This is a genomic window from Streptomyces sp. NPDC046985 (assembly GCF_040644415.1).
Taxonomy (GTDB): Bacteria; Actinomycetota; Actinomycetes; order Streptomycetales; family Streptomycetaceae; genus Streptomyces.
Window position 1 is genome coordinate 283302 of the sequence record NZ_JBEYWK010000002.1, and the last position, 18197, is coordinate 301498.

The following is an 18197-nucleotide window of genomic DNA, read 5'->3' on the forward strand; positions in this document are numbered from 1 at the left end:
CTTTCCCACATGACGAGCAGCACCGAGACCACCGCCACCACCCCGCAGGTAGCGGTCAACGACATCGGTAACGAGGAAGCCTTCCTCGCCGCGATCGACGAGACGATCAAGTACTTCAACGACGGCGACATCGTCGACGGCGTCATCGTGAAGGTCGACCGGGACGAGGTCCTGCTCGACATCGGTTACAAGACCGAAGGTGTCATCCCGAGCCGCGAGCTCTCGATCAAGCACGACGTCGACCCTAACGAGGTCGTGGCCGTCGGCGACGAGATCGAGGCCCTGGTCCTCCAGAAGGAGGACAAGGAAGGCCGCCTGATCCTCTCGAAGAAGCGCGCCCAGTACGAGCGCGCCTGGGGCACCATCGAGAAGATCAAGGAAGAGGACGGCATCGTCACCGGTACCGTCATCGAGGTCGTCAAGGGTGGTCTCATCCTCGACATCGGCCTCCGCGGCTTCCTCCCGGCCTCCCTGGTCGAGATGCGCCGTGTCCGCGACCTCCAGCCGTACGTCGGCAAGGAGCTCGAGGCCAAGATCATCGAGCTGGACAAGAACCGCAACAACGTGGTTCTGTCCCGCCGCGCCTGGCTGGAGCAGACCCAGTCCGAGGTGCGCCAGACGTTCCTCACGACCCTTCAGAAGGGTCAGGTCCGCTCCGGCGTGGTCTCCTCGATCGTCAACTTCGGCGCCTTCGTGGACCTCGGCGGCGTCGACGGTCTGGTCCACGTCTCCGAGCTGTCCTGGAAGCACATCGACCACCCGTCCGAGGTCGTCGAGGTGGGCCAGGAGGTCACCGTCGAGGTTCTCGACGTCGACATGGACCGCGAGCGCGTCTCCCTGTCGCTGAAGGCGACCCAGGAAGACCCGTGGCAGCAGTTCGCCCGCACCCACCAGATCGGCCAGGTCGTGCCCGGCAAGGTCACGAAGCTGGTGCCGTTCGGTGCGTTCGTCCGCGTCGACGAGGGCATCGAGGGTCTGGTCCACATCTCCGAGCTGGCCGAGCGCCACGTGGAGGTTCCGGAGCAGGTCGTCCAGGTCAACGACGAGATCTTCGTCAAGGTCATCGACATCGACCTCGAGCGCCGTCGCATCAGCCTCTCGCTGAAGCAGGCCAACGAGTCCTTCGGCGCCGACCCGTCGGCGGTCGAGTTCGACCCGACCCTGTACGGCATGGCCGCGTCCTACGACGACCAGGGCAACTACATCTACCCCGAGGGCTTCGACCCCGAGACCAACGACTGGCTCGAGGGCTACGAGAAGCAGCGCGAGGAGTGGGAGCGCCAGTACGCCGAGGCGCAGAACCGCTTCGAGCAGCACCAGGCGCAGGTCATCAAGTCCCGCGAGGCCGACGCCGCTGCCGCCGCCGAGGGCGGCGAGGCCGCTGCTCCGGCCGCGTCCGGCGGTGGCTCGTACTCCTCCGAGGGCGGCGACACCTCTGGCGCCCTGGCCTCGGACGAGGCGCTGGCCGCGCTGCGCGAGAAGCTGGCCGGCGGCCAGAGCTGACCCAGTCGGCCACCGGGCTCGCCCGGGTCGCTGACTGACACCGGCTGAAAGCTGAGGGGCCGCACCTTTCGGGGTGCGGCCCCTCAGCCGTGCCCGGAGGAGGAGACGAGACCGCGGGCCGAGGGCGTGCGAGGCCGGCGCAGACCCGGTTTCAGGCTGACGCCGACTCGGTTCGAGGGGTGCGGCGACCCGGTTCGAGGGTGGCGCCGACTGCTTCTGAGAGCCGGTGTCCGGTGGGCCGACCGCGTACGGCCGACCCCGCCGGACGCCGGCCGGCCGCGACCGGTGGGCCGGTCCGGGAATGCCGACGGCCGGTTGCCCGTTGTGATCGATGAACACAAGGAGGGGCGGTCACAGTGCTTGATCCGCAGGGTTTGTACGCATGGGAGCCGAAGGGCCTGGCGGTCGTCGACACGGCGCTGGCCCAGGAGTCGGCCGGACTGGTCATGCTTTACCACTTCGACGGATACATCGACGCGGGCGAGACCGGCGACCAGATCGTCGAGCGTCTGCTGGACTCGCTGCCCCACCAGCTCGTGGCGCGCTTCGACCACGACCGGCTCGTGGACTACCGCGCCCGCCGCCCGCTGCTGACCTTCAAGCGCGACCGCTGGAGCGACTTCGAGGAGCCCGCCATCGAGGTGCGCCTGGTGCAGGACGCCACCGGCGCGCCGTTCCTGCTGCTGTCCGGTCCCGAACCCGACGTGGAGTGGGAGCGTTTCGCGGCGGCCGTACGGCAGATCGTGGAGCGCCTGGGCGTGCGCCTGTCGGTGAACTTCCACGGCATCCCGATGGGCGTCCCGCACACCCGCCCGGTCGGCCTGACCCCGCACGGCAATCGCAGCGACCTCGTGCCCGGCCACACCAGCCCGTTCGAGGAGGCTCAGGTGCCGGGCAGCGCCGAGGCCCTGGTGGAGTACCGCCTCATGGAAGCGGGGCTCGACGTCCTGGGCGTGGCGGCGCACGTGCCGCACTACATCGCCCGCTCGGCGTACCCGGACGCGGCGCTGACCGCCCTGGAGGCCGTCACCGCGGCCACCGGACTGGTCCTGCCCACCGTCGCGCACTCCCTGCGCAACGACGCCCACCGCACCCAGACCGAGATCGACCGGCAGATCCGGGAGGGCGACGACGAGCTGACGTCCCTCATCCAGGGCCTGGAGCACCAGTACGACGCGGCGGCCGGCTCCGAGACCCGGGGCAACATGCTCGCCGAGCCCGTCGACATCCCCTCGGCCGACGAGATCGGCCGCGAGTTCGAGCAGTTCCTGGCCGAGCGGGAGCGCGACAACTGAGGGCCGCAGGGCGCGTCCGCCACAGCAGGGCCTAAGCTGCCGCTCATGCTGAAGGCGGGCCTGACCGGGGGCATCGGAGCCGGTAAGAGCGAGGTGTCGCGGCTGCTCGTCGCGTGCGGGGCCGTGCTGATCGACGCCGACCGCATCGCCCGCGAGGCGGTGGCGCCCGGCACCCCCGGCCTCGCGGCCGTCGTGGACGCCTTCGGCCCGCAGATGCTCGCCGCCGACGGCAGCCTGGACCGGCCCAAGCTGGGCGCCGTCGTCTTCGCCGACCCTGACCGGCTCGCCGTCCTGAACGCGATCGTGCACCCCCTGGTGCGCGCCCGCTCGCGCGAACTGGAGCAGGCCGCCCCCGAGGACGCCGTGATCGTCCACGACGTCCCGCTCCTCACCGAGAACGGCCTGGCGCCGCTGTACGACCTGGTGATCGTCGTCGACGCCGCCCCCGAGACCCAGCTCGACCGGCTCGTCCGGCTGCGCGGCATGAGCGAGGAGGACGCCCGCGCCCGCATGGCCGCGCAGGCCACCCGGGAGCAGCGCCGGGCGATCGCGGACATCGTGATCGACAACGACGTGCCGCTGGACCGGCTCGCGCAGCGGGTACGGGAGGTGTGGTCGGAGCTGACGCGCCGGGCGGGGGCGGCGCGCACCGAGACGCGCGAGACGGGCGAGGCGCCGGAGCCCGCGTGGCCGCCGGAGCGGGAGCAGGAATAGGGGTGTGCGGGGCAGGCGTTGAACCATCCCAGCAAGGGAAGGACTCTGCCGTGCCCGACGCCAGCGGTTCCACCGGACGAACTCCGGAAACGCATGTCATCGACTTCCGCGCCGCCGAACACCTGCTCGCCGCGCGCGACCCGCGGGGCGCGGTGAAACTGCTCGACGGCGTCATCGCCGCGCACCCGGAGAACACCGCCGCCCGCCTGCTGCGGGCGCGCGCCTTCTTCGCCGCCGCGCAACTGAGACCGGCCGAGCTGGAGTTCACCATCGTGCTGGAGCGAGAGCCGGACAACGCCTACGCGCACTTCGCACTGGCCCGGACCTATGAGCGGCAGGGTCGTCCCGACCAGGCCCGACGTCACTTCCGGCTCGCGGCCGCCCTGGACCCGAACCCGGAGTACCTCCAGCGGGCCCGGTTCGACACCTGAGCCGCGACGGTCAGCCCGCGGCGGTGTCAGGTCAGCGGCAGTGCCGGGTCAGCCGCGGTGGCGGGGCGGAGAGTAGGGCGGCACGCCGGGCCCCGGCTGGTAGTGCGGCCCCTGCCTGATGTGCCGGACGATCAGTGTGAAGTCGACCGCGATCACCAGCCACAGCACCGCGCACGCGGCCGCCCACCCGGGCAGCCCGACCAGCACGAACACCACCGTGCCGAACGCCGCCCAGAGCAGACCCCACAAGCTCAGCCACCATCGCGCCCGCAGCGCGCTGCGGGCGGTCGTGGGTTCGTTCCCGGTACGCATCGCCGCCCCTCGCTCCTCCCTGCAACGTACTCCGCGCCCCCTCGCGCACCAAGTGAGCGGGGCGCGTCGTGCGGGCGCGCGGAAACCGGCGCTGACCGGCCCCCGGGGACGCGCTCACTGGGCGCGCCGGGGGTGGAGGAGGCAGGGTGAGCGGTCAGCGGTTCCCGGGGCGTCCGGCGGGACCGCTCGGGCCGTCCAGGCCGCCCAGGTCGCGCAGCCGTTCCAGCTCGCGGCGGTCGCGCTTGGTCGGACGGCCGGCGCCCCGGTCACGGAGGCCGATGGGCGCGACCGCCTCGCGGGGCGGGGGCGGCGGCGAATTGTCGACATAGCACTGGACCGCCACCGGAGGGCCGACGCGCTTGCGGATCAGCCGCTTGACGACGACGACCCGCTCGCGGCCCTCGTGCCGTAGGCGCACCTCGTCGCCGACGCGGACGGAGTGGGCGGGCTTCACCCGCTCGCCGTTCACCCGGACATGGCCGCCCTTGCAGGCGGCGGCGCCCACCGAGCGGGTCTTCACCAGCCGCACCGCCCATATCCAGCTATCGGCCCGCACGGTCTCACCGCTCGCCGGACCGGCCGCCTCGGCGGCGGCGACGGCCGCAGCGACCTGGGGATCCACGCCGACCGCGGGCGGCCGCGCGCCGTTGCCCGCGCCGCCGCCCTCGGCAGCGTCCCGGTCGCGGCCCAACTCGTCCTCGGAAGCCATGGACCCGACCCTAGCCCCTCGCACTGACAGCCCACGACGGAAAACCGACCGCGGTGGCACGCGTGGGCGGCGACCGCGCCGGCCCGCCTACCGTAGGCGCATGGACACCAGCGGCCTCGCCGCCCTCGACGAGCGGATCGCGGACTGCCGGGCCTGCCCCCGGCTGGTGGCCTGGCGGGAGGAGACGGCGCGTGCGAAGCGGCCCGCCTTCGCCGACCAGGCCTACTGGGGCCGGCCGGTGCCGGGCTTCGGACCGCCGGACGCACGGCTGCTCATCGTGGGACTCGCCCCGGCCGCGCACGGCGCCAACCGCACCGGCCGCATGTTCACCGGAGACCGCAGCGGCGACGTGCTCTACGAGGCGCTGTACGACCTGGGACTCGCCTCGCAGCCCACCGCCGTCCACGCGGACGACGGCCTGGAGCTGTACGGGGTGCGCATCACCGCGCCCGTGCACTGCGCGCCGCCCGCCAACAAGCCCACCCCGGGGGAGCGGGACGCCTGCCGCCCATGGCTGGTGCGGGAACTGGAACTGCTCCGGCCGACCCTGCGGGCCGCGGTCGCGCTCGGCGCCTTCGGCTGGCAGGCCGCGCTCCCGGCGTTCGGCCAGGCCGGCTGGACGACGCCCCGCCCGCGGCCCGCCTTCGCGCACGGCGCCCGGGTCCTGCTGGGCGACCTCGACCTCTTCGGCTGCTTCCATCCCAGCCAGCGCAACACGTTCACCGGCAGGCTCACCCCCGCGATGCTCCGCGACGTCCTGCGCACGGCGGCCCGGACGGCGGGACTGCCGACTCCCGCTCCTGGCTGACCACCCTCGAACGGTGGACACGAGGTGTACGCGGATTGACGCGGAAGCGGAAGGTGAGCGACGGGTCCGAAAGCGTGAGGTGAAACCTCTGTTCGGCGACGAACTCGTGTCGCGTACGTCTCACTGTCGCCAATAGGCGGCGCCTTCACCCCATGCTTGGCGTTTAGCTCGTACGAGTACAGCACTACAGGGAGGTGGAGGGTGAACGGGCGAACGGTGCTCGAGCGCTTTCCGGCCGGTGGGCCGCGCGGTTCGTGGCCTGCGGAGGAGTTCGCACAGGCGCGGCGCAAGGAGGGCCTGCCCGCCGAGGTCGTGATGGACCTCGCGACGGACATGTTCCTGGTGATCGTCCGCGGTGGCGAGATCAGCGGGGGCGCAGCGGCCTGAGCCGAAGCCGCCCCTCCCTTTCAGAATGACGTGCACACGACTTAAGGGTGACGTGCACACGACGTAGTGCGAGGTGCGGGCTCCCTCCGGAGCGCGCACCTCGAAACTCCTACGCCCTGACCGTAGGGGACCAGGCCGGCGTCGTCCCGGTGACCCGGCACAGCACCAGGTACAAAGGAATCGGCGGAGTATACGGAATCGTACCGTCCGGTCGGTGGAGGAGCGCAGGAGGCGCGGAATCGGGCATGCCGGTGAGCACCGCGCCGGTCGCGTAGTGCGCGGGGGAGGGCCACCGCAGGGCGTAGTCGGAGTCCGACGGCACGATCCACCACCAGTGCGTCTCGTCGGCGTAGACGCAGCCCACACGCGGCAGCCGGGGCATCACCAGGGGGCCGAGCCGCGCGGGGGCGGCCACCGCGTCGAAGCCCAACGGGACCGTCATGCCCTCGGGAAGGGGCAGTCGGCGCGGTGCGTGCGCCGAAGCGGGACCGCCCAGCGCGTCGCCTTCGTCGCGCCGTCTGGATGCGCCGGGCGTGCGCGGCGCGCGCCGCAGGCGTACGAGTGTGTTCAAGCTGAGCACCCGGCCGGAGCCGGAGGCGCCGCTCAGAGCCATACAGTCCCCGTTCCGTGCGGTCCGTGCGCTTCGTCGGCGTCCTGCGGCCCGTGCGGCTCTCGCTGCCCGTGCGGAGGGTGTGCGCGGGGAGGCTCGTGCGGGGCGCGGGCGGCGTGAAGCCGGGGGGCGTCGCGGACGGCTCCGTGTTCGGCGGCGTCCGGATGCTCCGTGCCCCCCGGCCGCGGTTGCGGGATCGGAGCCGTGTGCGGCTTGGGGCGGGCGCCCCAGCCCAGGTCGCCCGACGCCTGACGGTCCGCGCGCGACGCGTCGCCGGCGAACGGGCTCGGCCGCTCGCCGAGGCCGGTCGCGGGCAGGTCGTCGTGCCCCGCTTCCGGACCGGCCTGGTGCGGAACGCCCGCGGTTCGCGGCAGCTCCGCCCACACCACCAGCCCCGGGCCGTCCTGCTGCGCACCCCAGGCGCGGCACATGGCCTCGACGAGGAGCAGGCCCCTGCCGTGCTCCTCCTCGGGGCGCTGCGGCGACGGGTGCGGCTCACCCGGCGCGCAGCCCTCGTCGCGCACGGCTATGCGCACCGAGTCCGCTCCGTCGTGCAGCTCGCACACGATCTGACTGCTCGCGGTGTGCACGACGGCGTTGGTGACCAGCTCCGAGACGACGAGGTCAGCCGTGTCGCAGATGTCCTCGCACACCGACCACGCGCTGAGCCGAGTCCGCGTCAGACGTCTCGCCTGGGCGGGGGAACCCGGATGCGCGGCCAGTTCGAAGCGGAACCGGCGCCCGGCGGCGGTCCCGCCGGGACCCGCTCCCGTGGGGGCGCCGGGGGCGAGGCGATCCACGGTGGCTTCTGTTCCTAAGGGCGGAGGCGGAATCACGCTTGCCACTATCTCCTCGCCGTGAACACTTGGCAAGTAGCACTCTGCAAAATGCAGAGTGCAGTGTGACGCGAAGAAATGCCGTGGCACACTGCTCGCAACAGCACCTCGCGCGGCGCCACTTGGGATCGGTGAGGACCCGTCGGGTCCGCCACCAGGTCTTCGAATGGCGCCGCAGGGCTGTCAGGATTCCTTGGAACCGCGGGGGGTTCCTCGGGTTCGTCGGGACTCCCTGCGCGGAGTCGGGAATTCTCTGGTGGAGGTAGGGCATGAGCGAACCGCGGTCCGCGCCGACCGTCGGGCAGGTCGTGCTCGGTCGGCGCCTGCTCGACCTGCGGGAACGCGCCGGACTCAAGCGCGAGGAAGCCGCCCGCGTCCTCCGTGTCGCACCGGCCACGATCCGCCGCATGGAGATGGCCGAGGTCGCCCTCAAAATCCCCTATCTGCAACTGCTGCTGAGGACCTACGGCGTCCCCGACGACGAGTCCGAGCTGTTCGTGCAACTCGCCGAGGACGCCAACCGGCCGGGATGGTGGCAGCGCTTCCACGACATCCTGCCCGGCTGGTTCTCCATGTACGTCAGCCTCGAAGGCGCCGCCGCGCTCGTCCGCTCCTACGAGCCCCACTTCGTGCCGGGCCTGTTCCAGACCGAGGACTACGCGCGCGGAGTGCTCACCTCGGGCGCCGTCGGCCAGACCAGTCCCGCGGCCATCGAGCGCCATGTCGCGCTGCGCATGGAGCGCCAGAACCTGCTCACCCGCCCCGACGCGCCCAAGATCTGGGCCGTGATGGACGAGACCGCGCTGCGCCGCCCCGTCGGCGGCCCAGAAGTGATGCGCGCTCAGATCGACAAGCTGCTCGACGCCGCGAAGCTGCCCAACGTGACGCTTCAGATCGCCCCGTTCTCCGCGGGGCCGCACCCCGGAACCTACGGGCCCTTCGTGCTGTTCCGCTTCGCCATGCCCGAACTGCCGGACATGGTCTACAGCGAGTACCTGACCGGCGCCGTCTACCTGGACGCGCGCGAAGAGGTGGTGACTTACCTCGAGGTCATGGACCGCATGGCGGCGCAGGCCGCCACAGCACATCGCACGAAGGAGATCCTCCGGGATCTCCGCAAGGAGTTGTGAATGGATCGCATCATGTCCCCGTCCCCGTCGTGGATCCGCGGCGAACGGGCCCGCGGACAGCGGATCTACAACGGCATGCCCGCCAGGGACCTGGGCAGCGAGGGCTGGCGCAAGCCGTGGAGCGGAGGAAACGGCGGCAACTGCCTGGAGGCGATGAAGCTGGCCGACGGCCGGATCGCCGTACGCCAGTCCACCGACCCGGACGGACCCGCGCTCATCTACACCTCCGACGAGATGACCGCCTTCATAGAGGGCGCCAAGGCGGGGGAGGCGGACTTCCTGCTCTCCTGACCGGAACCGGCCGACGCGCTGCCCGGCCCGTTCCCTCGCCCGGCCCGCTCACTTCAGCACCCTCCCTGACCGCCTACGACCTCACCTGATCACCTGCTCACAGCGCGCCGCGCCACCGCGCGGAACCCCGGCTCCGATCCGGCCGGAGACCGACCCCGGCGGACGGTCCCACCGCCCTCCGCGTCCCCTGGCCGCCCGTCGGCGGTGACGAGGCATCGACTCGCCCGCGAGGTCTACGCGGTCATCGGCCGGTCATACGGACCGATCGGCGCCGGCAGCCGGGAACTCCCCGTCAGAAGGCGGTCCACGGCCGCCGCGACCGCCCGGCCCTCCGCGATGGCCCACACGATCAGGGACTGCCCGCGAGCGGCGTCTCCCGCCGCGAACACCCCGGCGACATTGGTCGCGAAGTCCGCGTCCCGCAGCAGCGTGCCACGGGGCGAGAGGCCGAGGCCCAGTTCGTCGATCAGCCCGTCTTCCCGGTCGGGACCGGAGAAACCGAGCGCGAGCAGCACCAGATCGGCCGGGAGCGTCCGCTCGGTGCCGGGCATCGGGCGCCGCGCCGCGTCCACCTCGACCAGGCGCAGCTCGCGCACCCGTCCGTCCGCGTCTCCCGTGAAGCGCAGCGTCGACGCCGCGAACAGCCGCGCGTCGGCGTCCGCGGCGGGCGCGGTGCGCAGCGCCCCGGCCTCCTCGTGGGCGGCCGACAGCCGGTACAGCTTCGGATACGTCGGCCACGGCTCGGCGTCCTCGTCGCGTTCCGCGCCCGGCTGGCTGTAGATGTCGAGCTGGGTCACCGACGCGGCGCCCTCCCGCACCGCGGTGCCCAGGCAGTCGGCGCCGGTGTCGCCCCCGCCGACGATCACCACGTGCCGGTCCGCCGCGGACAACGGCGAGGCCGCGATGTCCCCCTCGCACACCCGGTTGGCCAGCGGCAGGTACTCCATCGCCTGATGGATCCCGGCCAGCTCACGCCCCGGCACGTCCAGTTCGCGCCACGCGGTGGCGCCCGTGGCGATCACGACCGCGTCAAAGCGCCCGCGCAGCTCCGCCGCGTCCACGTCCCGCCCGACCGCCGTGCACGTGCGGAACGCCGTTCCCTCCGCCCGCATCTGCTCCAGCCGCCGGTCGAGACGGTGCTTCTCCATCTTGAACTCGGGGATGCCGTAACGCATCAGCCCGCCCAGCCGGTCGTCCTTCTCGTACACCGCCACCGTGTGCCCGGCCCGGGTGAGCTGCTGGGCCGCGGCGAGCCCGGTCGGTCCTGAGCCGATCACGGCCACGGTCCGCCCGGACAGCCGGTCCGGCGGACGCGGCGGCGCGAACCCCTCCTCCCAGGCCCGGTCGGCGATGGCGCACTCGACGTTCTTGATGGTCACGGCCGGCTGGTTGATCGCCAGCACACACCCCGCCTCGCACGGCGCCGGGCACAGGCGTCCGGTGAACTCGGGGAAGTTGTTGGTGGCGTGCAGCCGGTCGCTCGCCGCACGCCAGTCGTCCCGCGCGACCAGCTCGTTCCAGTCGGGGATCAGATTGCCCAGCGGACAGGCGTCGTGGCAGAACGGGACACCGCAGTCCATGCAGCGGTCGGCCTGCTCGTTGACGATCGGCAGCAGGGCGCCCGGCACGTACACCTCGCGCCAGTCCCCGACCCGCACGGCGACGGGCCGACGCGGCCACTCCCGGCGCGGCGTGGTCAAGAAACCCCTGGGATCGGCCATGGCCGTCTCCCTCGCCTCCGCGCACGCCCACTCGGGCGGCGCTCTTGCGGCCACGATACGACCGTCAGAACGCCCGCGCAGGAGGGTGCCGGGTACCTGTGACGCACTCCTGCGTCGGGGAGCTAAGGGGCGTGACACGCGGGGCTCCTTCCCCGCCGCGCTCGCCGGCGCACCCCCCGCCTGCCGTGACGCATCATGGCTGCGTGCGACTCGAAGCGATCACCTGGGAACGGCTCGGCGACCTCCTGGCCGAGCGGCTGCTCGACCTCGAGCCGGGCGACGGCGGTCCCTGGCCGCGCATCGCCTTCGACGGCGCTCCCGCCGCCCGCCCGGGTGACCTGGCCGAGCGCGTCTCGCAGGCGCTCCGCGTCCGCGGCCGGCCGTCGCTGGTCGTCGGCGCGCAGGGGTTCCTGCGGCCGGCGTCACTCCGGCTGGAGCACGGCCACCGGGACGTGGACTCGTATTACGACGGCTGGCTCGACACGGGCGCGCTCTGGCGCGAGGTCTTCGGCCCGCTGGAGCCCGGCGGGGACGGCCGGGTCCTCCCCGACCTGCGGGACCCGGTCACCGACCGCGCGACCCGCAGCCCCTCGGTGCGCGTGCCGCCCGGCGGTGTGCTGTTGCTCCACGGCCCGCTCCTTCTGCGGCACTGGTTCCCCTTCGATCTGAGCGTCCACGTCCTGCTCACCCCGGGCGCCCTGCGCCGCCGCACGCCGGAGACCGAACACTGGACGCTGCCCGCTTTCGCACGCTACGAGGCCGAGACCGACCCGGCCGGGACGGCGGACGTCCTGGTCCGCGCCGACGACCCGCGCCACCCGGCCTGGCGCGGCTGAGGTCCGCCGGTGCGGGCGGTGGAGTCCCCCTTCACGACCGAGTGCTGCCGCCCCCGACCGCACAGCCCTGACCGCGCGTCCCTGACCGCACGCGCCGCCTCACAGCCAGCCGTTGCGCCGGAAACCGCGGTACAGCGCCAGGCAGGCGACCGAGATGACGCCTATGACCAGGGGATAGCCGAACCGCCAGCGCAACTCGGGCATGTGGTCGAAGTTCATGCCGTACACCCCGCACACCATGGTCGGCACGGCGATCACTGCGGCCCACGCCGTGATCTTGCGCATGTCCTCGTTCTGCGCCACCGTGACCTGCGCCAAGTGCGCCTGGAGGATCGAGTTGAGCATCTCGTCGAAGGCCGCGATCTGCTCCTTGGCCCGCGTCAGGTGGTCCAGCACGTCCCGGAAGTAGGTCTGTATCTCCGCGTCGATCACCTGGACCGGCCGCGTGGCGAGATCCTCCATGGGGCGGCCGAGGGGGGCGACCGCCCGCTTCAGCTCCAGCAGTTCGCGCTTGAGCTGGTAGACGCGACCGGGGTCGGTCCGCGCGCCGTTCTGGGCGAACACGTCCGTCTCCACCTGGTCGATGTCCGCCTGGATCGAGTCGGCGACCGTCAGGTAGTCGTCGACCACTTGGTCCGCGAGCGCGTGCAGGACCGCCGCCGGGCCCTTGGCGAGCTGCCCTGGATCGGCCTCCAGTTCCTCGCGCAGCGGCCCGAGCGAGCCGTGCCGCCCGTGCCGCACCGTGATCACGAAGTCCTGGCCGACGAAGGCCATGATCTCGCCTGTGTTCACCACCTCGCTCGTCGCCGTGAGCTGTTCGTGCTCGACGTAGCAGACCGTCTTGAACACGGCGAACAGCGTTTCGCCGTAGTGCTCCACCTTCGGGCGCTGGTGGGCCTCGATCGCGTCCTCGACCGCCAGCGGGTGCAGAGCGAACAGCTCGGCGATGCCCGCGAACTCCTGGTCCGTCGGCTCGTGCAGGCCCAGCCAGACGAAGCCGTCGCGGGACCTGCGCACCCGCTTCAGGGCCTCCACCAGATCACCGTCGTCCGGCACCCGTACGCCGTCCCTGTATGTGACGCAGTTGACCACCGACGTGCCCAGCGGTGATCGGGCGGGGTGGCTCAGATCGACCCGGCGGCGACGGCGGGCGAGCCGCGCCACTTTGCGAAGACCGCCGACCTTGTCGAGGCCCGCCACCTTTCGCAGATTTCCTGTCATGGACATCTGGATCTCCTCGCGTGGAACTCCCCCGTGAGCGTTGCCCGCTCCGTGCCGCGCCAGTCTGCCAGGTCGGGCTGAGCGGCGGACGGCCCTGTGGGAAGAGGTGATTCCGCTTTGTTCCCGCCTGTGGACGAACCTCTTCTGCCCACCCGTGGACGATCCACCGGCCGCCTTCGCCACGGCGATCGGCGGCTGAGAGGATCGCGGTATGACGCACGGCGAGGGATATCTGCTCGACAATCGCCAGGCCGAGGCGGGTGAGCGCTTCGACGCCTTCACCCGCCTCTTCGACCCGGTGACCTTCCGGCACATGGAGGCGCTCGGGGTGGGGAGCGGATGGCGGTGCTGGGAGGTCGGCGCGGGCGGCACGTCCGTCGTCTCCTGGCTCGCCGCACGGGTCGGGCCCGGCGGCCGGGTCCTCGCCACGGACATCGACACCTCGCGCGTCGCCCCGGCCGACCGGGCGCCGGTGGAAGTGCGCGTGCACGACGTCGGTGCGGAGGAACCGCCGGAGGAGGGCTTCGACCTCGTGCACGCCCGGCTCGTGCTGGTGCACGTCCCGGACCGGGAGAGGGCGTTGCGGTCCATGATCAAGGCTCTGCGCCCCGGCGGACGGCTCCTGCTGGAGGACGCCGACCCCGCGCTCCAGCCGCTGCTCTGCCCCGACGAGCACGGACCGGCCGAGGAACTGGCCAACCGTCTGCGGGGCGGCTTCCGCCGCCTGCTCGCCGACCGGGGCGCCGACCTGTCCTACGGGCGCCGGCTTCCGCGGCTGCTGCGTGAGGCCGGGCTGCGCCAGGTGGAGGCCGACGCCTACTTCCCGGTCACCTCCGCGGCATGCGCAGCCCTGGAGTCCGCCACGGTGCGCCAGATCCGGGATCGGCTGACCGGCGCCGGACTGGCCACCGACGAGGAGATCGACCGCCACCTGGCCAACGTCGCCTCCGGCGCCATGGACCTGACCACCGCCCCGATGATCTCGGCCTGGGCTACCAAGGCGTAAGGGCCAGGGGGTGCACCGGGAACGGTGAACTCGCCTCACGCCTCACGCCTCGCGCCTCATGCCTCGCGTGCAGTCGCCGCTAGGAGACGTCCCGCGGCGGCCTCCCGCCCACGTGGGCGACCGCCAGCGCACCCGCACGGCAGCCCTCGGCCGCCGCCGCCCGCACGTCGCGGCCGCCGAGCAGCGCGGCGAGGAACGCCCCGGTGAACGCGTCTCCGGCGCCCGTCGTGTCCAGGGCCCGCGCGGGCACGGCCGGCACATGGGCGCACACGGCGCCCGAGCGGGCCAGCAGCGCGCCGTCCGTGCCTTGCTTGGCCACCACGAGGGGAACGTGCCGGCTCAGTTTCGCGGCCGCGTCCTCGGGGTCGGGCAGTCCGGTCAGCAGACACAGCTCGTCCCGGCTCGGCAGCAGCACCTCCACCCCCTCGACGAGTGCCAGGAACCGGCGCACGCCCAGCTCGGCGAGGAAACCGGCCGAGGCCGGATCCAGGCTCACCGGCACACCATGCGCGCGGGCCGACGCCAGCGCCGCGGACGTGAACGCCCGGCCCGGCGCAGAGAACAACAGATAACCCGACAGGTGCAGCCGGGCCACCCCGTCGAGCAGCTCCTCCGACCAGTCGCCGGGAGACAGCCGCAGCGAGGCCCCGCTGTCGGTGAGGAAGGTGCGCTCGGCCGCGGCGGCCGTGTCGACCAGGCAGACCACCGTGCCGGTCGGCGCGTCGGGATCGATGATGAGCCGCGGCCGCACGCCCGAGGCCACCAGCTCTCGCTCGTGCCAGTGCGCCGTGTCCGCCCCCACCCGGCCGAGCAGCCGCACCTCCGGCCGTCCCCGGTACGCCGCCGCCCAGCAGGCCACGTTGGCCCCCGCACCACCGGGAACCAGCCGGATCGCTGCGGCGGTATCAGTACCGGACGCCAGCGGTCCGCGATGCCGGGCCACCACATCGGTCACCACGTCCCCGGCCACCAGCAGCGCGCCCCCGGGCGCAGACACGGCACGTGCCGTGTCCCCCGCGCCCTTCGGGCAGCGCCCCTCGCTTTCCGCCCCCTGCCCCGCGCCACCGGTCACCGTGACCGGCCGGTCCTGACTGCGTTCTGCGTGCTGCCCGTGCTGCCCGTGCTGCCCGTGCCGTCCGCGCTGTCCGTGCCGTTGTCCCCCCTCGTCTTCGCCCCGCTTCCTCACATTCGGGTCCAGGCCGTCGCGACGCGCGCCGCCAGCCGTACGTTGCCGCGCACGGCCGCCAGGTTGGCGCGCAGCGAGGCGCCGTCGGTGTGCCGGACCAGGTAGTCCAGCAGGAACGGCGTGACGGCCTGGCCGGTGACCGCCTGCGCCTCGCACGCGTGCAGCGCGTCGGCGAGTACGCGCGCGTGCAACTCGGGATCGAGCTGTTCCGCAGCGGGCACCGGATTGGCGACGATCAGCGCGGACTCGGGACCGCGCAGTGTGCCCTGCGCCGCCATGACCGCAGCCACCTCCTCGGGCGTCCGCAGGGTCCAGTCCACCGGATGACCCGAGTCGGCCAGGTAGAAGCCGGGGAAGCGGTCCGTGCCGTAGCCGGCCACCGCGACGCCCAGCGTCTCCAGCCGCTGAAGGGTGGCGGGCACGTCCAGGATCGACTTCACACCGGCGCACACGACCGTGATCCGAGTGCGGGCCAGCAGCCCCAGATCCGCCGACTCGTCCTGGGCCGCCGTCCACTGCCGGTGCACCCCGCCGAGGCCGCCGGTGGCGAAGACGCGGACGCCCGCCAGCGCGGCCAGCAGCGCCGTCGCCGAGACGGTGGTCGCCCCGCTCGCCCGCGCGGCTACGGCGAGCGGCAGATCCCGGTGGCCCAGCTTGCGGATCCCGTCCTCGCTCGCGATCCGCTCTAGCCGCCCCTTGTCCAGGCCGACGTGCGCGCGGCCGTCCAGCACGGCGATCGTCGCGGGCACGGCGCCCTCCTGCCGGACCGCTTCCTCCAGCTCTAGCGCCACCTGGAGGTTGCTCGGGCGTGGCAGCCCGTGCGCGATGATCGTGGACTCCAGGGCGACCACGGGACGGCGCGCGGCGAGCGCCTCCCGCACCTCGTCGGACACCACCAGCACGAGTCTGCCTCCCGTCTTCTCGCCCCTCCCTCATCTCTGGCGGGCCGCACGGCCGGTCAAACCCTTGCGGGCGCCGCGGCCCCGCACCAGCCTGGGCCGTATGACCGACAACGCCACACGAATCGACCACGTCGTCCTCTGGGTGCGCGATCCCCTCGCCGCCGCGGCCTTCTACGAGCGGACGGCCGGTCTGGAGCCGCTGCGGGTCGCCGAGTTCGCCGAGGGAACGGTCTCCTTCCCCTCGGTCCGGATCAACGACGAGACGATCCTCGACCTCGCCCCCCTCGACCTCGCCCCGCGCATGGACGTCCTCCCGGGGGCGGCGGACAGCGCCGGGCACCCGGTGAACCACGTCTGCCTGTCCCTGCCGGGCGACGCCTTCGACGGCTTGCGGAGTCGACTGGAGGAACACGGCGTGCCGATGTCCGGCGTCTCCCACGGCGCCTCCGGGGCCCGGGGAGACGCCACGCGCAGCTTCTACTTCCGGGACCCGGACGGCAACGTGTTCGAAGCCAGGCACTACGACTGACGCCTCCGGTGCTCCTGCCGACCGGCCCGGTCCGCCTCGCGGAAAGCGACCGCCTCAGAACAGGGGCTGAGGCAGGACCCCCTCCAAAGCGAGCAGCGTGCGCTTGATCTCCCGCCCGCCGCCGAAGCCGCCTATGCCGCCGTCGCTCTCGACGACCCGATGGCAGGGGACCACGACCGGCAGGGGATTGGAGCCCATCGCCGCCCCCACCGCCTGGGCGGCGCCGGGCTGCCCGACCCGGTCGGCGAGGTCGCCGTAGCCCACGACCGTGCCGTAGGGCGCCGCTGAGACGAGTGCGTCCAGGACCCGCCGGTTGAAGCCCAGGGCGTCCGAGAGCAGCGACCAGTCCAGCGGCAGCACGAAGTCGCGGCGCTCACCCGCGAAGTACGCCTCCAGTTGGCGTATCGCCTCCGCCAGCAGCGGTGATCCGGGGGCCTCGACCGGCTCGGCGCCGAGCCGCGATCCCAGCCGGCGCAGCGCCCGGTCGCGCACCGCTTCGGAGGCATGGAACACGACGTTCACCAGGCCGTCGTCCGTGGCGGCCAGCAGCAGGGGGCCGATGGCCGTCTCCGCCACGGCCCACACGACCCGCCGTCCAGTGCCCTCGTCCCGCTCGTGACTGTCCATGCCCCCACCGTACGACTGCCCACTGACAGGCCCGCTGACCTGTGCTTTCGCCCGGCAAAGCGAGCGGGGCGGAGGCGTTCAGGCGTCGTGCAGGGCCGAGCGCACCACGTCCGGCCTGTCGGAGATGATGCCGTCCACGCCGTAACCCGCGAGGCTCCGCGCCCGGCGCCCGTCGTCGACGGTCCAGGCGAACACCCTCATCGGAGCGCCGTGCGGACCCACCAGCGCGTGGACGGTGCTGACATACGCGCGCGACAGCGTGCTGTAGGAGGGGTTGATCAGATCCGCGAAGCGCGCGTACCGGTACAGGTCCGCCATCGCCGGCTGCCCCAGAAGGGCCGTCCTGACGCCGGGTGCGAGGGTGTGCACGGTGCGGACGCTGTCGGCGCTGAAGCTCTGCACGATCAACCGCCGCGCCAGGTGGGCGGGGTCGAGCCAGCCCTCGTGGCCCAGCACCTTCAGGGTCTGGCGTTCGATGCCGGGATACAGCCCGGGATTCTTGATCTCCAGCAGCAGCTTCTCGTGGTTGTGCTCGATCCGCCGCATGTACTGGGCCAGCGTCGGCACGCGCGTGCCCGCGTACGCGGGGGAGTACCAGCCGCCCGCGTCCAGCCGCGCGATCTCCGCGGCGGTGAAGTCCTTCACCTTCCACGGCGCCCGTCCGGGGAACACCCGCTCGACGTCCGTGGTCCGGCGCAGGCTGTCGTCGTGCAGGACGACGAGTTCGCCGTCCTCGGTGCGCTGCACGTCGTTCTCCATCCAGGAGAAGCCCATCGCCGCCGCCTTGTCGATGGCCGGGAGGGTGTTCTCCGGCGCGTAGGCGGCGGCGCCCCGGTGGGCGATGGCCAGGGGCCGCTCACTGCCGCCGGCCGCCCGCACCTCGGAGGTGGGCAGCAACGCCATGGCCCCCAGGAGTGCGGTGGTCGTGGCGGCGACTACGCGCGCGTGCATGCCTGCTCCTCACACTGTCCGTCACTTCAGGTACGAGAGTGACAGCACAGAGTAAGGGTGAAGCCGGGTGCGGGACGGTCATCGACGGGGCTGCTTCACCCGAGCGTGCTCACCGGTGCCGCACATCTGCGTCAAGGTCGTGTGGCTTTGCCGCGAAGTCGTTCGACCTCCCCGGCGGCGGTCATACTCTCT

The 18197-nt window shown here is 72.6% G+C and carries 21 protein-coding genes; 11 read left to right on the top strand and 10 right to left on the bottom strand.

Going from position 1 to position 18197, the window contains the following annotated elements; genetic code table 11:
• Window positions 1-9 precede the first annotated feature (9 nt).
• The 4 genes from rpsA (at window position 10) to ABZ861_RS03825 (ending at window position 3943) form a co-directional block, all read left to right on the top strand.
• Complete coding sequence (rpsA, locus tag ABZ861_RS03810) at window positions 10-1503, top strand: 30S ribosomal protein S1 (protein WP_361623115.1); 1494 nt, start codon at window positions 10-12, stop codon at window positions 1501-1503.
• Between the two features lie 356 nt (window positions 1504-1859).
• Window positions 1860-2798: a PAC2 family protein gene (locus tag ABZ861_RS03815; protein ID WP_361623118.1), complete on the top strand. Its 939-nt coding sequence runs from the start codon at window positions 1860-1862 to the stop codon at window positions 2796-2798.
• A 45-nt stretch (window positions 2799-2843) separates the two neighbouring features.
• A complete protein-coding gene (gene coaE, locus ABZ861_RS03820) occupies window positions 2844-3512 on the top strand; it encodes a dephospho-CoA kinase (RefSeq protein ID WP_361623121.1) in 669 nt (222 codons plus the stop codon).
• Window positions 3513-3562: 50 nt separating this feature from the next.
• Window positions 3563-3943 (top strand): tetratricopeptide repeat protein, encoded by a 381-nt coding sequence (locus ABZ861_RS03825; protein ID WP_361623124.1) that lies wholly within the window; start codon window positions 3563-3565, stop codon window positions 3941-3943.
• A gap of 48 nt (window positions 3944-3991) precedes the next feature.
• On the opposite strand, the gene ABZ861_RS03830 is transcribed toward ABZ861_RS03825, so the two are convergent.
• Together ABZ861_RS03830 and ABZ861_RS03835 are read right to left on the bottom strand one after the other, a co-directional pair.
• The gene (locus ABZ861_RS03830; protein ID WP_361623127.1) at window positions 3992-4255 is read right to left on the bottom strand and encodes a DUF6343 family protein; all 264 of its coding nucleotides are present in this window, start codon (window positions 4253-4255) and stop codon (window positions 3992-3994) included.
• Between the two features lie 154 nt (window positions 4256-4409).
• Window positions 4410-4964: an RNA-binding S4 domain-containing protein gene (locus ABZ861_RS03835; RefSeq protein WP_361623130.1), complete on the bottom strand. Its 555-nt coding sequence runs from the start codon at window positions 4962-4964 to the stop codon at window positions 4410-4412.
• A gap of 100 nt (window positions 4965-5064) precedes the next feature.
• Between ABZ861_RS03835 and ABZ861_RS03840 the strand changes: the two genes are divergently transcribed.
• Window positions 5065-5772, top strand: coding sequence for a uracil-DNA glycosylase (locus ABZ861_RS03840; RefSeq protein ID WP_361623133.1), 708 nt, complete (start codon window positions 5065-5067; stop codon window positions 5770-5772).
• 201 nt (window positions 5773-5973) lie between these two features.
• A complete protein-coding gene (locus ABZ861_RS03845; protein WP_361623136.1) occupies window positions 5974-6159 on the top strand; it encodes a hypothetical protein in 186 nt (61 codons plus the stop codon).
• A gap of 109 nt (window positions 6160-6268) precedes the next feature.
• Here ABZ861_RS03845 and ABZ861_RS03850 read toward each other — a convergent pair whose 3' ends face one another.
• Together ABZ861_RS03850 and ABZ861_RS03855 are read right to left on the bottom strand one after the other, a co-directional pair.
• Entirely contained in the window at window positions 6269-6772 is a 504-nt protein-coding gene (locus tag ABZ861_RS03850) for a hypothetical protein (protein ID WP_361623139.1), read from the bottom strand.
• Window positions 6763-7605, bottom strand: a complete 843-nt coding sequence (locus ABZ861_RS03855) for an ATP-binding protein (RefSeq protein ID WP_361623142.1) — start codon at window positions 7603-7605, stop codon at window positions 6763-6765. The genes ABZ861_RS03850 and ABZ861_RS03855 overlap by 10 nt, the downstream gene beginning before the upstream one ends.
• Before the next feature lie 269 nt (window positions 7606-7874).
• On the opposite strand from ABZ861_RS03855, the gene ABZ861_RS03860 reads away from it, so the two are divergent.
• Together ABZ861_RS03860 and ABZ861_RS03865 are read left to right on the top strand one after the other, a co-directional pair.
• Window positions 7875-8735: a helix-turn-helix transcriptional regulator gene (locus ABZ861_RS03860; RefSeq protein ID WP_361623145.1), complete on the top strand. Its 861-nt coding sequence runs from the start codon at window positions 7875-7877 to the stop codon at window positions 8733-8735.
• Window positions 8736-9026 (top strand): DUF397 domain-containing protein, encoded by a 291-nt coding sequence (locus ABZ861_RS03865; protein WP_361623148.1) that lies wholly within the window; start codon window positions 8736-8738, stop codon window positions 9024-9026.
• 233 nt (window positions 9027-9259) lie between these two features.
• Here the strand turns inward: ABZ861_RS03865 and ABZ861_RS03870 are convergent, their stop codons facing one another.
• On the bottom strand, window positions 9260-10747 hold the full coding sequence (locus ABZ861_RS03870; RefSeq protein ID WP_361623151.1) for a glutamate synthase subunit beta: 1488 nt from the start codon (window positions 10745-10747) through the stop codon (window positions 9260-9262).
• Window positions 10748-10950: 203 nt separating this feature from the next.
• On the opposite strand from ABZ861_RS03870, the gene ABZ861_RS03875 reads away from it, so the two are divergent.
• A complete protein-coding gene (locus ABZ861_RS03875) occupies window positions 10951-11583 on the top strand; it encodes a uridine kinase (protein ID WP_361623154.1) in 633 nt (210 codons plus the stop codon).
• A 99-nt stretch (window positions 11584-11682) separates the two neighbouring features.
• Here the strand turns inward: ABZ861_RS03875 and ABZ861_RS03880 are convergent, their stop codons facing one another.
• Window positions 11683-12810 (bottom strand): magnesium and cobalt transport protein CorA, encoded by a 1128-nt coding sequence (locus tag ABZ861_RS03880; RefSeq protein ID WP_361623157.1) that lies wholly within the window; start codon window positions 12808-12810, stop codon window positions 11683-11685.
• A 205-nt stretch (window positions 12811-13015) separates the two neighbouring features.
• On the opposite strand from ABZ861_RS03880, the gene ABZ861_RS03885 reads away from it, so the two are divergent.
• The gene (locus ABZ861_RS03885; protein WP_361623160.1) at window positions 13016-13810 is read left to right on the top strand and encodes a methyltransferase domain-containing protein; all 795 of its coding nucleotides are present in this window, start codon (window positions 13016-13018) and stop codon (window positions 13808-13810) included.
• A gap of 79 nt (window positions 13811-13889) precedes the next feature.
• Here ABZ861_RS03885 and ABZ861_RS03890 read toward each other — a convergent pair whose 3' ends face one another.
• A complete protein-coding gene (locus ABZ861_RS03890; protein ID WP_361623163.1) occupies window positions 13890-14807 on the bottom strand; it encodes a sugar kinase in 918 nt (305 codons plus the stop codon).
• A gap of 185 nt (window positions 14808-14992) precedes the next feature.
• Window positions 14993-15898: a pseudouridine-5'-phosphate glycosidase gene (locus tag ABZ861_RS03895; RefSeq protein WP_361623166.1), complete on the bottom strand. Its 906-nt coding sequence runs from the start codon at window positions 15896-15898 to the stop codon at window positions 14993-14995.
• Between the two features lie 100 nt (window positions 15899-15998).
• Between ABZ861_RS03895 and ABZ861_RS03900 the strand changes: the two genes are divergently transcribed.
• Window positions 15999-16427: a VOC family protein gene (locus tag ABZ861_RS03900; protein WP_361623169.1), complete on the top strand. Its 429-nt coding sequence runs from the start codon at window positions 15999-16001 to the stop codon at window positions 16425-16427.
• Between the two features lie 54 nt (window positions 16428-16481).
• Here the strand turns inward: ABZ861_RS03900 and ABZ861_RS03905 are convergent, their stop codons facing one another.
• Together ABZ861_RS03905 and ABZ861_RS03910 are read right to left on the bottom strand one after the other, a co-directional pair.
• The gene (locus tag ABZ861_RS03905) at window positions 16482-17054 is read right to left on the bottom strand and encodes a methylated-DNA--[protein]-cysteine S-methyltransferase (protein ID WP_361623172.1); all 573 of its coding nucleotides are present in this window, start codon (window positions 17052-17054) and stop codon (window positions 16482-16484) included.
• 78 nt (window positions 17055-17132) lie between these two features.
• Window positions 17133-18005 carry a glycerophosphodiester phosphodiesterase family protein gene (locus ABZ861_RS03910; protein ID WP_361623175.1) on the bottom strand — a complete coding sequence of 291 codons (873 nt, stop codon included), beginning with the start codon at window positions 18003-18005 and terminating at the stop codon, window positions 17133-17135.
• Window positions 18006-18197 lie beyond the last annotated feature (192 nt).

What these genes read in the sequence shown, in the direction of transcription:
- ABZ861_RS03885 (WP_361623160.1), top strand. Translation starts at nt 13,016, where the DNA reads ATGACGCACGGCGAGGGATATCTGCTCGACAATCGCCAGGCCGAGGCG.
- ABZ861_RS03865 (WP_361623148.1), top strand. Translation starts at nt 8,736, where the DNA reads ATGGATCGCATCATGTCCCCGTCCCCGTCGTGGATCCGCGGCGAACGG.
- ABZ861_RS03905 (WP_361623172.1), bottom strand. Translation starts at nt 17,054, where the DNA reads ATGGACAGTCACGAGCGGGACGAGGGCACTGGACGGCGGGTCGTGTGG.
- ABZ861_RS03850 (WP_361623139.1), bottom strand. Translation starts at nt 6,772, where the DNA reads ATGGCTCTGAGCGGCGCCTCCGGCTCCGGCCGGGTGCTCAGCTTGAAC.
- ABZ861_RS03910 (WP_361623175.1), bottom strand. Translation starts at nt 18,005, where the DNA reads ATGCACGCGCGCGTAGTCGCCGCCACGACCACCGCACTCCTGGGGGCC.
- ABZ861_RS03870 (WP_361623151.1), bottom strand. Translation starts at nt 10,747, where the DNA reads ATGGCCGATCCCAGGGGTTTCTTGACCACGCCGCGCCGGGAGTGGCCG.
- ABZ861_RS03880 (WP_361623157.1), bottom strand. Translation starts at nt 12,810, where the DNA reads ATGTCCATGACAGGAAATCTGCGAAAGGTGGCGGGCCTCGACAAGGTC.
- rpsA (WP_361623115.1), top strand. Translation starts at nt 10, where the DNA reads ATGACGAGCAGCACCGAGACCACCGCCACCACCCCGCAGGTAGCGGTC.
- ABZ861_RS03830 (WP_361623127.1), bottom strand. Translation starts at nt 4,255, where the DNA reads ATGCGTACCGGGAACGAACCCACGACCGCCCGCAGCGCGCTGCGGGCG.
- ABZ861_RS03840 (WP_361623133.1), top strand. Translation starts at nt 5,065, where the DNA reads ATGGACACCAGCGGCCTCGCCGCCCTCGACGAGCGGATCGCGGACTGC.
- coaE (WP_361623121.1), top strand. Translation starts at nt 2,844, where the DNA reads ATGCTGAAGGCGGGCCTGACCGGGGGCATCGGAGCCGGTAAGAGCGAG.
- ABZ861_RS03900 (WP_361623169.1), top strand. Translation starts at nt 15,999, where the DNA reads ATGACCGACAACGCCACACGAATCGACCACGTCGTCCTCTGGGTGCGC.
- ABZ861_RS03860 (WP_361623145.1), top strand. Translation starts at nt 7,875, where the DNA reads ATGAGCGAACCGCGGTCCGCGCCGACCGTCGGGCAGGTCGTGCTCGGT.
- ABZ861_RS03835 (WP_361623130.1), bottom strand. Translation starts at nt 4,964, where the DNA reads ATGGCTTCCGAGGACGAGTTGGGCCGCGACCGGGACGCTGCCGAGGGC.